Origin of the sequence: Mycobacterium cookii, assembly GCF_010727945.1 — a bacterium.
GTDB classification, from domain to species: domain Bacteria; phylum Actinomycetota; class Actinomycetes; order Mycobacteriales; family Mycobacteriaceae; genus Mycobacterium; species Mycobacterium cookii.
This window is the reverse complement of sequence record NZ_AP022569.1, coordinates 2,315,427-2,328,700: the sequence shown is the minus strand read 5'-3', so window position 1 is coordinate 2,328,700 and position 13,274 is coordinate 2,315,427. Positions and strand designations below refer to the sequence as shown.

Here is a 13,274-nt window from a genome sequence, read left to right as displayed (position 1 = left end):
GTATGTAAAACTCTCCCTATGAGAACGTACGGTCTGCGGCGAGTCACGCCGGTCGGGTCAGACTCTATTGCCGTCGAGGTCGGCGGTCCGTAGGTGCTGGAATTCGGGGCCATACCGCCGGAGATCAACTCCGGGCGGATGTATGCGGGACCGGGTTCCGGGCCGTTGCTCGCGGCGTCGGCGGCCTGGGATGTGCTCGCCGACGGCCTCTACCTGGCCGCCGTCGGGTTCGGGACCGTGATCTCCGACATGACGTCGTTCTGGCTCGGTCCGTCCTCGCAGTCGATGGCCACGGCGGCGGCCACCCATGTGTCCTGGATCAGCGCCACCGCCCTGCATGCCGAAACAACTGCCGCCCAAGCCAAAGCGGCCGTGGCGGCCTACGAGGCCGCGTTCGCAATGACGGTGCCGCCGGCGGTGATCGCGGCCAACCGCGCCTTGCTGCTGGCGCTGGTCGCAACAAACTTCTTCGGTCAGAACACCCCGGCGATCATGGCCACCGAGGCCGAGTACGTCGAGATGTGGGCCCAGGACGCCGCTGCTATGTACGGCTATGCCGGTGCCTCGTCGACCGCGTCTACGTTGACACCGTTCACGGCTCCGCTGGAAACGACGAATTCATCAGGACTCGCCGGACTGGCTGCCGCGGCCACCCAGGCCCTCGGCACATCTGCCGGCACCAGCGTGCAGACGGTCTCACCGCTGACCGCGACCGCAATGCCCAGCGCGATGCAAGCGCTGGCGTCGGCGGTCACGTCCTCGTCGTCCTCGACGTCGCCGCTGACGGCGCTGGCCACTCCGGTGTCATCGAGCGCGGCCCTGACATCGGGGACGAGCTTGGCGTCCGGCACCGCCTCGGCCGCGTCGATGGTTACCTCGGGCGTCTCGTCGTTCGGCTCCTCGGGGGCGCTCTCGAATACGCTTGGCGCAGCAACCAGCACGGTCAGCACCGGCGCGCAGATGTTCAAGTCGTCGCTCGACGTCGGCGTCGGTCCGAGCGTCAGTGCCTGGGGTTCACCGGAGTTCGGCAACGCCGCCGTGACCGCGACCTCGGGCCGCGCGGCCTCGCTGGGCTCCCTGTCGGTGCCGCAGGGCTGGACTTCCGCAGCTCCGGCCTTCAGCCAAGTCGCCTCGGCGCTGCCGGGCGGCGCGAGCGGCCCGAACCCCACTTCGCCGGTCCTGCCGAAGGCGCCTACGAGCCCAGTCGGTACACCGATGTCCAGGGCGGCCGGCGGCGGCGGCAAGGCTCCGGTGGAGGCGCGCTACCGCTACCGTCCCGCCGTCGTGCAACGCCCGGTCTATACGGGCTGAACAAAACAAGGGGGTGTCACATCAGTGGTGCAAAGTGGAGCACGCAGACGGGTTGCGTGGATCCCCGATGCGCGGCGCGGTCGATTGCAAGAAAAATACTTTAAGTAGCTTAATAGATAGCTTCGCATACGATAAGTATGTAGTATGGCCTTTATGCAGATCCCCGGTTTGTCTGCCCACTTCGCTGGGGCCATGCTCCAGGCAGAAGTCAAGCTCGGCGTCGCATCTTCGCCGGCGTGCTACGCGTCCTCGCCCGATCGCTTATTCAGCGACGTGGCCCGGGCTCGTTTGGACCGCCCGGACCGCGGTGTGCCCCCGCCGCGGTCCGGGCCCCACACTGGTCATCTGCTGTCCGGCCGCCGGGAGCGCCGTAGCGACGGGGGTGGGCGGTGACACGCCGTGTACGTGACAGCGCACGAAAGACGTTTGCGCGGGCGCGGTGCCGCTTGTGCGACTCCGACCGAATGGCCAGTGTTCTCGACCTCGGCGCCACTCCGCTCGGCGAAAAATTCCTCACCATCGACGAACTCGATCTCCCCGAACCGACGTTCCCGCTCCACCTGCGGCTGTGCGAGAACTGCCTACTTTTGCAGCTGCCCGCCCTGATTGCGCCCGAGGACATTTTCTCCGGCTACAACCGCTTTTCGTCGTACTCGGACAGCGTCGTGCGGACCGCCAAGAATTTCGTAGTTGACGCCGTCCAGCGACTGGGGCTTGACTCCGAGTCATTCGTGGTCGAAGTCGGCAGTAACGACGGCTACCTACTGCAGCATGTTGTCAACACAGGAATACCGTGCCTGGGAATTGAGCCCTCGGCCAACGTCCGTGCCACCGCCCGCGACCGCGGCGTGCCGACCGCCTCGGCATTTCTCGACGAGCGGTTGGCACGCGAACTGCGCGCCGAGCACGGCGCCGCTGACCTGGTCGTAGCCAACAACGTCTACGCGCACATTCCCGACCTGCTGGACTTCACTCAAGCGCTGCGGGGATTGGTCAAGGACGAGGGCTGGGTCACCATCGAGGTACACCACGCATTGAAATTGGTAGTCCAGGGCCAATTCGACACGATCTACCACGAGCGGTTCCAGTACTACACCCTACTTTCGGCAAAGCGCGCGCTTGCCACGGCCGGGCTGGCTGTCGTCGACGTCGAATCCCTGCCGGCGCATGGCGGTTCGATTCGCATCTGGGCTCGTCCAGCGCGGATGTCGGCGCCACCCAGTGAAGCAGTCGTCGACTTGTTGCGCGCCGAGAGGGCCGCCGGCCTACACCGTGTCGATGGTTATCTGCAACTGCGGTCGCGCACAGAGTCGTTGCGGCACAGTCTATTGCGGTTCCTGCTTCAGTGTCGCGCCGACGGTAAGAGCGTCGTCGGCTATGGCGCACCGAGCAAGGGCAACACCCTGCTCAACTACTGTGGGATCCGCAGCGATCTGCTGCAATACATCGTCGACCGAAATCCGTACAAACACGGTCGCTTTACGCCCGGTACGCGCATCCCGATTCGCGATCCGGGGCTGCTCGCCAACGATCGACCCGACGTGGTGCTGGCGCTCCCGTGGAATCTGAAGTCCGAGCTCACCGACCAGTTGAGCTACATCGCCGACTGGGGTGGAGAACTCGTCTTTCCACTTCCGGCCCTGCACCATGCGACGTCCTTGTCACGCAACAACATTGGGTTGGCGGTGCTATGAGCGTATGCCGGGGTGGCGGCGACACCCAGCTGTCGGCGGCAGTCGACTCCCGGGCCCGAGTTGGCCCGATGCCACTGGCTTCGGCCACTTATGAAAGCACGAAATAGTGACGGCGATGACGAAGGCCAGCGTCGCACACGATCGCCGCGGTAGCGCGGATCCCTTGCGGATGCTGTGGCTTTCGCCGTTGATGCGGCCGCTGGCGCGGGTGCAGGCGGAGAGGCTGCGCGGGTTGGGTATCGATGTGTTGTTGGTTACCACCGACCAGCATCCAGAGTCGGATACGGCCCGCGACTACGAGCTGGTACTCGAGCCTGGATTCCGGACGGCATCGACCTGGCCGGCGGCTCTGGCGGCTCAGCGCCGCATTCGAAAATACCGGCCGGACATCGTGATTGCCGAGTCGGTCCGCGATCCGCGGTGGATCGCACTGGCGGGACGGGCACCGCGTATTCAACTGGTGCATGACGAACGCCGAGACGACGGTCGTCGTCGAAAAGCACTCGCGCGAGCCTTGTTCGACAAGTGGGGCGGACGTTCGGCGGCGACCGTCACCTACAGCAATTTCGCCGCGATAGCCGTCGCGGCTCGGCACGACGTCGTCGGCACCGACGTGCATGTGGTGCCGTTGTGCAGCGACCTGGAACCGGCGCTGGTTCCGCCGTTCGTCGGCCCGGAGGACCGGCGCGATTTCGTGGTCGCCGGCCGGATGAACTCGCACAAGAACATTGACGTCGTGCTCGAGGCATGGCAACGACATGTCGATGGAGGTAACTGGCGCGGCGACGAGCTGCTACTGATAGGTGTTGGGCCGCTTACCATCCGGACTTTGCCGGCCTACGTGCGGTGGCGTCCCGGCAGTTATCGGTATGCCGACGTTGTCACCACGCTGGCCGCCGCCAAAGGCTCGGTCGCTCATTACCGCAATGCGTCGCAAAGCGGCGTTCAAATGCTCTCGATGCAGCTGGGGGTCATGCCGATCGTTTCCTCCGCCGGCGGCCTGGCTGAGTATCAGCCTCCGGGCTTTCCCCCGGTCGGCGTCGATGACGTTGCCGGGCTGGCCGCCGCGTTCGATGATCTGGCCGATCCGCTCACCGCGACTTTGCGTGGGGGAGCTGCGGCACGTCACTACGCAGACAGCTACGCCGTCGATCATGCCGTCGACGGCCTATTGGAAGTGCTCACCGAGGTGACTGGCCGGACAGGCAAAGCGCAGACGTAACTGTGGTCTTGTTACCGGGTGGTTTCGGGCAACCCGGAAAAAGTTGTGGCCCGCACACCCTTTGGGTGTGCGGGCCACATGTACTCGTGGGTGTCAGGCCCAGCTGGAGCCGACCGCGGAGTCGGTGCTGCTCATGTTGTTGCCGGCGGTCTGCACCTTCTGGCCGTGGGAATTGGCTTGTTCGTAGATCACCTGGAAGTTGCGACCCAACTGGGTGATGAACTCCTGGCAGGCCACCGAACCCGAGCCACCCCAGAAATCACCGGCAGCCAGCACATCGCGCACGATGGCTTGGTGCTCGGCCTCCAGGGAGGCGGCCTGGGCGCGGATCAGCGCGCCGTGGGCGTCGACATCGCCGAACTGGTAACTGATCGACATAGCGTTCTCCTTTTACAAAGTCTGGTCGGTGGTGGGCTAGCTGGACAGGATCTGCTGAGAGGCCTGCTCTTGGCTCTCGTAGTTGTTGGCGTCGCGGATCAGCCCGTCGCGCACCCCGTGCAGCATGTTGACGATGTTGCGGAACGCGGTGTTCATCTGGCCCATGGTGTCGTAGGAGGTGGCCTGAGCGGTACCGCTCCAGCCGGCCCCGGCGATGTTCTGAGACGACGCCCACATCTTGCGGGCCTCGTCCTCCACCGTTTGGGCGTGCACGTCGAAACGGCCCGCCATCGACCGCATCTCGTGCGGGTCAGTCATAAAACGAGTAGGCATAGCTCTCTCCTTATCGTGAAGTCAGAGTCGACGTGACAGCCGGAGGCTAAGCCGGTCGCATGACCACCGGGCTGCGGAATGACCGCAATCCTGAAGCCACCGGTCACGGCCTCACGCGATAAATGGCTGGTATTGCTTCAGTCAGTATACATACTGATCGAATAATAGATAGCAATAAAACAAACCCATAGTATGATGGGGTGATGCGAGTCGCGGTCGCTGTCACCTGCGCCCTGGTCAGTGCGTCGGCGGGTTGTTCGGCGCGCTCGCCGGTCAGCGCACCGGCAAGCGCGTTGGCCGTCGCGCCGCTGCCTGCCATTTCAGACGAGTCGATTTCCGGCATCGGAGCCAGTCGGACCCACTGGGACGCTTCGCACATGCCGAACCCGGCGAGCAACAACGGTTCGGACTACGGCGATCAACCCGGCTTGCCGTCCTACCTGACGCCGAGCGGTGCTGTCTACAGTGACGTCGACGACCAAGGCACCGGAAGAATTCAGTTCTACGATCTGAATCTGCTGCCGGTTGACGGGGCCGAGATGCTGCGGCGGGTCCGCAAAGAATTGCCTGCGGATGCGAAGGTCGCATGGGATCTGACGTTCGACCAGTGTTATCGATTGGCATTCAACAGCCCCACCCTGCAGGCCGCCGGGGGTTACATGGCAGACGTCCAATTTGAATACATTCAACAAGACGGGTCTCGGAGGTCGAGTCCTGACGCGTACAACCATGCATGGATCTGGCTGGACAAAGCCGGCTCGCCACCGAACCGGGAAAACGACTGCTCGATGTGGACGTCGTGAGTAGGCATCGTGACGTCTCGCCGTTCGCGCGGATGGTCGGGATCAGGAGTGCGCCGACGACCCGGGTATCGATATCGCGGCGACGACACCTCGATGGTCCGACCCGCGAACGTTCAACGCGCGCACCGAAGTTGCTGAGCAATTCCGGGTGAGTATGTGGTCGATCGCAATGAGCGGAGGTAGTCGCGAGCCGGCCGGGAAGGTGGGCATCATTCCAGCTCCGGATTGCTTTGCGGCGTCCCGGTAGCCGTTACTCAAGAGCGCGCGAAACGGTCGCATGTCGGCAGTGCTGTTGAGGTCGGCAGCGACGATCACGGAACCCGTGCCGGCTTGCTCACTGACCTCCGACATGGTGGCCGGCAGCAGGGTCAGGTCGCGCCGCCAGTCATCGATGGGTTGCGGCCAAGGCCCGGCCATGTGCGCTACGACAACGGTCGGGCTTGTCGAGACACCCGTTACTCCGATTCGCGCACTGAGAAACGCAAAGGTGTACCCGTCGATGCGTCTCGGAGTGTGGATCGGAAACCGACTCCAGATGCCGACTCCGCCAGGGCCGTCGCGCGCGTCGAGCCATCGATAAGGGAACGTTGCATCGAGGCCGGCACGGGAAAGCCGGTCAGCCGCTTCCGGAGTGAGTTCCTGGACTGCAATGACATCGGCTTGCTCCCGGGCCGATTCCGCGAGATGACGTGAATCAGCTTGTCCCAGAAAGAGGTTCGCTGTCATAACTCGCAACCGGACATCGGTCTGGACGGCAGCGCCCGAACCGCGATCAAAGGGAAGCTGGACCGCCAGCATCGCGATGGTCAAACCCGCGCCCACGATGGCGGGTATCCATTGTCGGCCCCAGAGCAGGAAAGCAGCCGAGACTGGCGCGCAGAGTAGAAGGTATGGCGACAGCGCCGCCACGATCAGCAGGGCATGGTTTGTGATCGACAGATACCGCGATGCAGCGGCGCAACAGGCAACGGCGAGGGCTACAAAACCGATCGCGGCTTGGGGCATCCCTCGATCCTGGACGAAGTCACGCACTTGCTCAGCTGGGCCGATCGTCGAGTCACGGGGGTCCGTGCGTCGCGGCGCCCGGAGCTGAGATACCAAATGTCGGCTTTCGGTGCACAATTGATTCAATAAGTATGTATGCTAGCAGACGAATGTGCCATCGGTCTGCCCGCTTGATGTTCGGCCGCCTCGCCCGGACATCTCACGCGGCGGCGCCGGCCACACTCACCGTCGGTCCGGTCCTGCTAGGGAGAAGCTCGTGTCGTTAGTAGCCAAGCAGTCTGATGCTCTGCTTACCTCGGCTGCGCCTGGCCAGCCAACCGCGCTGAGCGCGGACGTGGTCATCTGCACTTACACCCTGGACCGGTGGGACCTACTGGCCCGGGCGGTCGAGTCGGCACTCGCGCAGACTGTCGCTCCCGAACGGTTGATCATCGTCGTCGGCCACTCGGAGCCCGGCGCGCACAACGTCAACGAGGACCTGTTGGGCCGGTGCCGGCAGGAATGGGGCAATGGTCGCGCCGACTCGCCCGTCGAAATCCTCATCGTGACGCGACGTTTCGCGGGCACAAAGGGTTCGTCGCTGAACACCGCGCTGCTGCTCACCCGCGCTGACGTCATCGCCTTCCTCGATGACGACGCCGAAGCGGCGCCGGACTGGCTCGAGCGCAAGCTCGCCGTGTACTCGAGATATCCAGATGTGGTTGCGGTCGGCGGTGCACCGCTGCCGGACTACGGAGCGCCCCGGCCGTCCTGGTTTCCGCCCGACTTCGACTGGGTGTTCGGCTGCCACTACCGCTCGCTCCCGGACCGGCTTGCCCCGACGCAACACCTCATCGGCACAAGCATGAGCGCGCGTCGCGACGCCATCCTCGACGTCGGAGGCTTTCATGCCGACTGGCATGACGACATGGACCTCTCGCACCGGATCGCCCACAATTTCGGGGCTGACGCCGTCTGCTACGAACCCCTGGCCGCAGTGCGTCACTGGGTCCCGCCGGAGAGACTGACATGGTCGTACTTCTGGCGACGCTGCTTCTACGTGAACCGCAGCAAAGTGGGTGCGTTCGCCGATATGGGCGAGGCCGGCAACATCGGCGCCGAGTTGCGGTTCGCCTTCAGGGTGCTCCTCGGCCCGGCGCCGGCGCTGGTCGCCGCCGTGACCGGCCACCCCGAGCGACTGGGTCAGGCGCTGGTCGCGGTGCTGGGCGTCGTAATGGCCGGCTGTGGGTACATCGCCGGCAGGATGCAGCTTGCCCGGGGTCGCCGGGCCGAGGTTCTGACGACCGGCCTCAGCGCGGCTGAGGTGCGCCAGGCCCGCGCCGCGGTGCGGGCGGTCGACGATGCATAACCTCATCGTCGGGACGGGCCCGGCTGCTGCAGCGGCGATTCTCGCCTTGGCCGACGACCCGTCCGAACGAATTACCGTCGTCGATATCGGCGAGCGGCTGGCCGACGATACTGCGGCCGCTGTTGAAAGGATGAGCGCGCTGCAGCCGGCACAGTGGGCAGTTGCTGATCGCGAACTCGTCTCCGTGCAGCCCAGGGCGCTTGCCGGATCAGCGCTGCCCGAAAAGCGTGCTTACGGCTCGAACCACATGTTCGTTGATCGCGGCCAGCAGCGCGGGCTCGTCATGCCGGAGCGCGGAAACCAAGCGGCTGTGTCGGGCGCCGTCGGCGGGTTCTCGACGGTCTGGGGAGCGCAGATCATGCCGTTTTCCCGAGCCACGTTCGACCGCTGGCCGTTCGGTTGGGACGAGATCGAACCGCACTATCGCGCGGTGTTGGCGGAGGTGCCACTGGCAGCCGAAGAGGACGACTACGCCGAGCACTTCCCACTGCTCTCGGCACGCGGCCCGCTGCCGCCAGTGTCCGGCCGGACCGCGGACGTGCTCGACCGTTACCGGCGGCATCGCAGTGTCATCCGCGCCAAGGGCATCGTCGTCGGCAAGGCACGCCTCGCCTTCTCGGCGAACTCGTGCATGCGCTGCGGCCTCTGCATGACCGGCTGCCCTTACTCGCTCATCTATTCGGCGCGCCAGACCATCGATCGGTTCGTCTCCACCGGTCGGGTGCGCCATATTTCGCGCGTGCTGGTCACCTCGGTCGATCAGCCGGTCGGCGGCACTCCGTCCATTACCTGCACCGACCTCACCGACGGTCACGAGGTGCGTCTGGAGGCCGATCGCGTTTTCGTCGGCGCCGGAGGGTTGGGCACTACCCGGATAGCCCTGAACTCGTTGAGCGCGCCGCCGCGCGAACTCGAATTTCAAGAGTCACAACAATTCCTGATCCCGTTCGTGTCGCGGCGTTCGGCCGGCGACCCACGCGCACAACACGACTTCACGCTCAACCAGTTCAACCTGCTGCTGAAGGACGACGACGCGGCGTACACGACGTCCCAGGTGCATTGCTACCCGTACAACCCGGCAATCGCGGCGGCGCTTCCGGGCTGGCTGCCGTCGCGATTGAGCGGCGCGGTCCTCGGTCGAGCCACTGCGGCGCTGGGATACCTGCCGTCCTGGCGGTCGCCCCAACTGCGGGTAGAACTGCGCTCCCGACGCGCGGGGGCGTTGCCCGACATTGCGGTGCGGGTCGCCGACCCGCGGCCGGCGATGTTCAGCTCGGTGCTGCGCCGGTTATCCGCGCTGGGACCCTGGATCGACCTTCACCCGATACTGCCGATGGCACGGCTGTCCGGGCCGGGCAAGAGTTACCACTTCGGCGCGACGTTCGCCCATGGCGACCGCTCGGATGTGCTTGGGCGCATCGGGGGATTCCGCAACGTCCACCTCATCGACGGTTCGGTGTTGCCGTCGGTGCCGTCGACCACATTCACACTCACGGTGATGGCGAACGCTCACCGGATCGTGTCGGAGAGCCGGCATGTCTGAGCGCGACCGCACGGTCGCTATCACCGGCGCGAATGGATACGTCGGCAGCATTCTGCGGGCTGCCTTCACCGCATCCGGATACCGGGTGATCACGCTGCAACGGTCGGCGCCCGCCGGTGCGGCATCGGGGTACGTGCCCTACTCCCTGCAGGATGGACCGGCCGCATCGCTGCCAGACGACGTGGCCGCGGTGATCCACTGCGCCTACGACCTGCGCGCCCGAGACGCCGCCGAGATTGAACGAATCAACCTTGGCGGCACCGAGAAGCTCATTCGGGCAGTAGGTGACGTGCCGATAGTTTTCATCTCCTCGATGTCTGCTTACTCGGGCACCCAGCAGATTTACGGCCGGACGAAACTCGCGTGCGAGGACCTGGTCGCCGCACACGGCGGGACATCGCTGCGCCTCGGCCTCGTGCACGGTAGCGGCGACGGCGGCATGATCGGCGCGCTGCGCAAAGTGGCCGCACTTCCCGTCGTGCCGATGCTGCGTCCGGACTCCTACCAGTACGCGGTCGACGCCGAGGACGTGGCGAACTGTGTACTTTCAACGGTCGAACAGCCGCCGCCGCACCACGTTCTCGGCGTGGCCGCCCCTCGCCGGGTCCCGTTCAGCGAGATCATCCACACTCTGCGCGCGAGCGCCACCTCCACACCGCTGCGACCCATCCCGCTAAGCTCTGCGCTGCTCTACCGTGCATTTCGCACCGCTGAGGCGGCTGGCCTCCGGATCGGGTTCCGCGCCGACTCGCTGCTCGGGCTCATGCATCCCGCACCGGGCGTCCCGCACGTCGATTACTGGGCAGAACAAGGGATTTCACTGCGGGACTTCGCGAAGGTCGCCGCACAGTGACCCGCACGGCAATGGCTACTTGGCGCAATCGCCCTGCCCGCTTTTCGCGGTGGCTCAAGAATGTCTTGCCACGCGTTTCGCATCCCTCGCCTCGTTGAGCGACTCGAGCATCATTTCCGCGAGCTGCGCGACCTGGGGCACATCGATCAGCGTGGCGTGGTCACCGACAAGACGTTTAACCGTCACGCTGCCGCGGTGGAATTCGTCCCAGCCCAAAAGATCTGCCCCGATCGCGGCTGCGGAAGCCTCGGTCACGAACAACTGCATGGGCACCTCATGGCCGGGCTGCTGATATCGGCAAACGATCTCGGTGGCGCCGCGATAGTCGAACTCGTGCTTCGGCCACAGCGCGCTGGGTCCACCGCGAAGTATTCGAAGCGCGACTTCGGCGTATTTGGCCCACCGTTGGCGCGCGGGCTGCTGACGCAACCGGCGAAGCTGCCATCGCAGCGTCAGCTGGGCCCGTAGCTGTTGCTGCATCGAAGGTGCCTCGGTATCGAGTACGCACAGCCAGTCGACTTGCCGGCCGGCCTCGACGGCTTGGCGGGCGATTTCATAGGCCAAGAGCCCGCCGATCGAGTAACCGACGAGCGCAAGCGGACCATCGGGCTGCCGATTGTTGATGTCGGAAAGAGCCTGGCTGGCGTGGTGTTCAATGCTCAGCGATTGGTCGAATTGCCCACCCCGCTGGTCGGGGACCAGCGCGTGTAGCGGTTGTGCGGCACCCCACTGCGCCGTGAAGTGTCGCAGGCTCATCGCTGACGGATGGTCCGCGAAGATGAAATGCACCGGTGGACCCGACGCCACGTCGATGGTGCTGCCGAGAGACTCACCACTGAGCAGCTCGGCAAGCCCGGCAATGGTCCTGCCGCCTTCGAGGAACGCGGCCAGGGGCAGTTGCACATTGAAAGTCCGTTGCGCCTCTGAGATCAGCCGCTGCACCAGCAGCGAGTGGCCGCCCATATCGAAGAAGTCGCTGTTGATGTCGATCACAGGCACGCCGAGCACCGCGGCCCACAATTGTGCGACACGCCTTTCGGTGTTGTTACGGGGACGCTGAGCTCCGGGAAACCCGGCTCCTGGCGGCGGCGGCGCCGGCAGCGCGGCCTTGTCCAGCTTCCCGTTGGCGGTCGTCGGGAACGCCTGGAGATGCACGTACGCGCTCGGCACCATGTATTCGGGCAGCCGGTTCAACAGGTAATGGCGTAGTTCTGCTTCCGCGGGCCGGCGCCCGCCTTCGCCGACGACATAGGCACACAGCCGCTGGTCGCCGTTCGTGCCGACGGCGACGACGGTGCTCGCGGACACCGTGGGATGCCGGTCGAGCACTGCGGCGATCTCACCGAGTTCGATTCGCAAGCCGCGGATGTGCACCTGCTCGTCGAGTCGACCGAGGTAAACCAGTTGGCCGTCGGCACGCAGGCGTACCAGGTCGCCGGTGCGGTAATGCCGGCAGCCCGCCGCGTCGACGAAGAATTTGGCCCGGTTGAGGTCTGGCTGGCTGAGGTAACCGCGACCGACCGCAATCCCACCGATCACGAGCTCGCCGGCGGTGTCAGGCGGGAGGGGGCGACCTTTGGGGTCGACGACAGTCAGCCTGACCCCTGGCAGTGCCGAACCGAGCGTCGGTAAGTCGGCGCAGAGTTCCGCCGAAGCGCCGGGCGTCACGGTGCCCGAGGTCGTCACCACGGTCGCTTCCGAGACCCCATAGTTGTTGACCAGCTGGAACGGCAAGCCCGGGCGGGGGCGACGGTGCAGCACGTCGCCGCCGGTGAGCATGACCCTCAGCGGGGCGGTGTCGGGCCACTCCAGCGCGATCAGCACCGCGCACAGCGGTGTCGGTACAAACGTCGTGGTGATGCGTTCCGTCAGCAACCAGTCGCGCAGCGCGAGGGGGTCGATCTTGACCTGCTCCGGCGGCACGTGCAGCGATGCGCCGGCGGCGAGACAGGGCCAGATCTCCCACACAGCTGCGTCGAAGCCAGGACTCGATATCAGCCCGGTCCGGTCGGATTTGTTGATACCAAAGGCTTTCTGATGCCAGTCGATGAGATTGGCCAGACCGGCATGTTCGATGATCACGCCTTTCGGACGGCCGGTGGATCCCGAGGTGTACACGATGTAGGCGGCCTCGTCAGCGCCGACCGTCACCGGAGCGGCCAGCGGCGAACCGGCGGGTTGCATCGGCTCGATCGCGCGGGACGCGCCAATACGCGCGGCCATATCCGCCCTCGCCACGACGGCCTGTGCACCCGAATCGCGCAGCATGAACTGAAGCCGGTTGTCGGGATAGTGCGGGTCCAGCGCTACGTAGCAGCCGCCGGCAGCGAGGACGCCCAGCGCACCGACTACCAGTTCGATCGATCGAGGTAAGCACAGCGCGACGGGATCGCCCCGGCGCACGCCTGCTTCTTCCAGGCGCCCGGCCAGGGCGAGCGCGCGCAACCACAGCTGCTCATACGACAGAGACCCGTCCGGTGAACTCACCGCAATCGCATGCGGGTGCATGCGGGTGGCCCTTTGAACGCGCGCGACTACTCCGGTCGGGGCGGCGCTTGTGGGCCGTCCACCGTCTCCGAGCGTCGATGGCGTTCTCACGCTCCTGTAGCACCCCTCCTGCCGTTGGGAGCACTCACTGTCGAGCTCACCCGCGACCGTCACGGATACCCCCTACATACCGGCAACTTAGCTAGGACCGATCTTACATACTTTTCGGATAAAATACAGTCCTTGGTCATGCGTAGGGTCTTTTGGGGACGACACGCTCTGACCGATGCGGGCGGC

General features: G+C 65.2%; 11 protein-coding genes. 7 read left to right on the top strand and 4 right to left on the bottom strand.

Annotated elements, in window-relative coordinates:
* Positions 1–96 precede the first annotated feature (96 nt).
* From G6N27_RS25510 to G6N27_RS10820, 3 genes are all read left to right on the top strand, one after another.
* Positions 97–1,311, top strand: coding sequence for a PPE family protein (locus tag G6N27_RS25510; protein WP_163781635.1), 1,215 nt, complete (start codon positions 97–99; stop codon positions 1,309–1,311).
* Positions 1,312–1,775: 464 nt separating this feature from the next.
* On the top strand, positions 1,776–3,005 hold the full coding sequence (locus G6N27_RS10825; RefSeq protein WP_163776335.1) for a class I SAM-dependent methyltransferase: 1,230 nt from the start codon (positions 1,776–1,778) through the stop codon (positions 3,003–3,005).
* Between the two features lie 169 nt (positions 3,006–3,174).
* A complete protein-coding gene (locus tag G6N27_RS10820; protein WP_163781633.1) occupies positions 3,175–4,227 on the top strand; it encodes a glycosyltransferase family 4 protein in 1,053 nt (350 codons plus the stop codon).
* A gap of 93 nt (positions 4,228–4,320) precedes the next feature.
* On the opposite strand, the gene G6N27_RS10815 is transcribed toward G6N27_RS10820, so the two are convergent.
* Together G6N27_RS10815 and G6N27_RS10810 are read right to left on the bottom strand one after the other, a co-directional pair.
* Complete coding sequence (locus G6N27_RS10815; protein WP_163776065.1) at positions 4,321–4,605, bottom strand: WXG100 family type VII secretion target; 285 nt, start codon at positions 4,603–4,605, stop codon at positions 4,321–4,323.
* Positions 4,606–4,641: 36 nt separating this feature from the next.
* Positions 4,642–4,938 (bottom strand): WXG100 family type VII secretion target, encoded by a 297-nt coding sequence (locus G6N27_RS10810; RefSeq protein ID WP_163774793.1) that lies wholly within the window; start codon positions 4,936–4,938, stop codon positions 4,642–4,644.
* Positions 4,939–5,141: 203 nt separating this feature from the next.
* Here G6N27_RS10810 and G6N27_RS10805 point away from each other — a divergent pair, with 203 nt between their 5' ends.
* Entirely contained in the window at positions 5,142–5,741 is a 600-nt protein-coding gene (locus G6N27_RS10805; RefSeq protein ID WP_163776334.1) for a hypothetical protein, read from the top strand.
* 42 nt (positions 5,742–5,783) lie between these two features.
* Here G6N27_RS10805 and G6N27_RS10800 read toward each other — a convergent pair whose 3' ends face one another.
* Entirely contained in the window at positions 5,784–6,746 is a 963-nt protein-coding gene (locus G6N27_RS10800) for an endonuclease/exonuclease/phosphatase family protein (protein ID WP_163776333.1), read from the bottom strand.
* Between the two features lie 256 nt (positions 6,747–7,002).
* Between G6N27_RS10800 and G6N27_RS10795 the strand changes: the two genes are divergently transcribed.
* The 3 genes from G6N27_RS10795 to G6N27_RS10785 are packed head-to-tail and all read left to right on the top strand — an operon-like array spanning position 7,003 to position 10,490.
* Positions 7,003–8,094, top strand: coding sequence for a glycosyltransferase (locus G6N27_RS10795; RefSeq protein WP_163776332.1), 1,092 nt, complete (start codon positions 7,003–7,005; stop codon positions 8,092–8,094).
* Positions 8,087–9,637 (top strand): GMC family oxidoreductase, encoded by a 1,551-nt coding sequence (locus tag G6N27_RS10790; protein ID WP_163776331.1) that lies wholly within the window; start codon positions 8,087–8,089, stop codon positions 9,635–9,637. Before G6N27_RS10795 ends, G6N27_RS10790 begins: the two co-directional genes overlap by 8 nt.
* Positions 9,630–10,490, top strand: coding sequence for an NAD-dependent epimerase/dehydratase family protein (locus tag G6N27_RS10785; protein WP_163776330.1), 861 nt, complete (start codon positions 9,630–9,632; stop codon positions 10,488–10,490). The genes G6N27_RS10790 and G6N27_RS10785 overlap by 8 nt, the downstream gene beginning before the upstream one ends.
* A gap of 54 nt (positions 10,491–10,544) precedes the next feature.
* Here G6N27_RS10785 and G6N27_RS10780 read toward each other — a convergent pair whose 3' ends face one another.
* Positions 10,545–12,998, bottom strand: coding sequence for an amino acid adenylation domain-containing protein (locus G6N27_RS10780; RefSeq protein WP_163776329.1), 2,454 nt, complete (start codon positions 12,996–12,998; stop codon positions 10,545–10,547).
* Positions 12,999–13,274: the final 276 nt, after the last annotated feature.

Excerpts from the sequence above, each read along its gene's own strand:
- G6N27_RS10825 (WP_163776335.1), top strand. The coding sequence starts at position 1,776 with ATGGCCAGTGTTCTCGACCTCGGCGCCACTCCGCTCGGCGAAAAATTC.
- G6N27_RS10820 (WP_163781633.1), top strand. The coding sequence starts at position 3,175 with ATGCTGTGGCTTTCGCCGTTGATGCGGCCGCTGGCGCGGGTGCAGGCG.
- G6N27_RS10815 (WP_163776065.1), bottom strand. The coding sequence starts at position 4,605 with ATGTCGATCAGTTACCAGTTCGGCGATGTCGACGCCCACGGCGCGCTG.
- G6N27_RS10810 (WP_163774793.1), bottom strand. The coding sequence starts at position 4,938 with ATGCCTACTCGTTTTATGACTGACCCGCACGAGATGCGGTCGATGGCG.
- G6N27_RS10805 (WP_163776334.1), top strand. The coding sequence starts at position 5,142 with ATGCGAGTCGCGGTCGCTGTCACCTGCGCCCTGGTCAGTGCGTCGGCG.
- G6N27_RS10800 (WP_163776333.1), bottom strand. The coding sequence starts at position 6,746 with ATGCCCCAAGCCGCGATCGGTTTTGTAGCCCTCGCCGTTGCCTGTTGC.
- G6N27_RS10790 (WP_163776331.1), top strand. The coding sequence starts at position 8,087 with ATGCATAACCTCATCGTCGGGACGGGCCCGGCTGCTGCAGCGGCGATT.
- G6N27_RS10785 (WP_163776330.1), top strand. The coding sequence starts at position 9,630 with ATGTCTGAGCGCGACCGCACGGTCGCTATCACCGGCGCGAATGGATAC.
- G6N27_RS10780 (WP_163776329.1), bottom strand. The coding sequence starts at position 12,998 with ATGCACCCGCATGCGATTGCGGTGAGTTCACCGGACGGGTCTCTGTCG.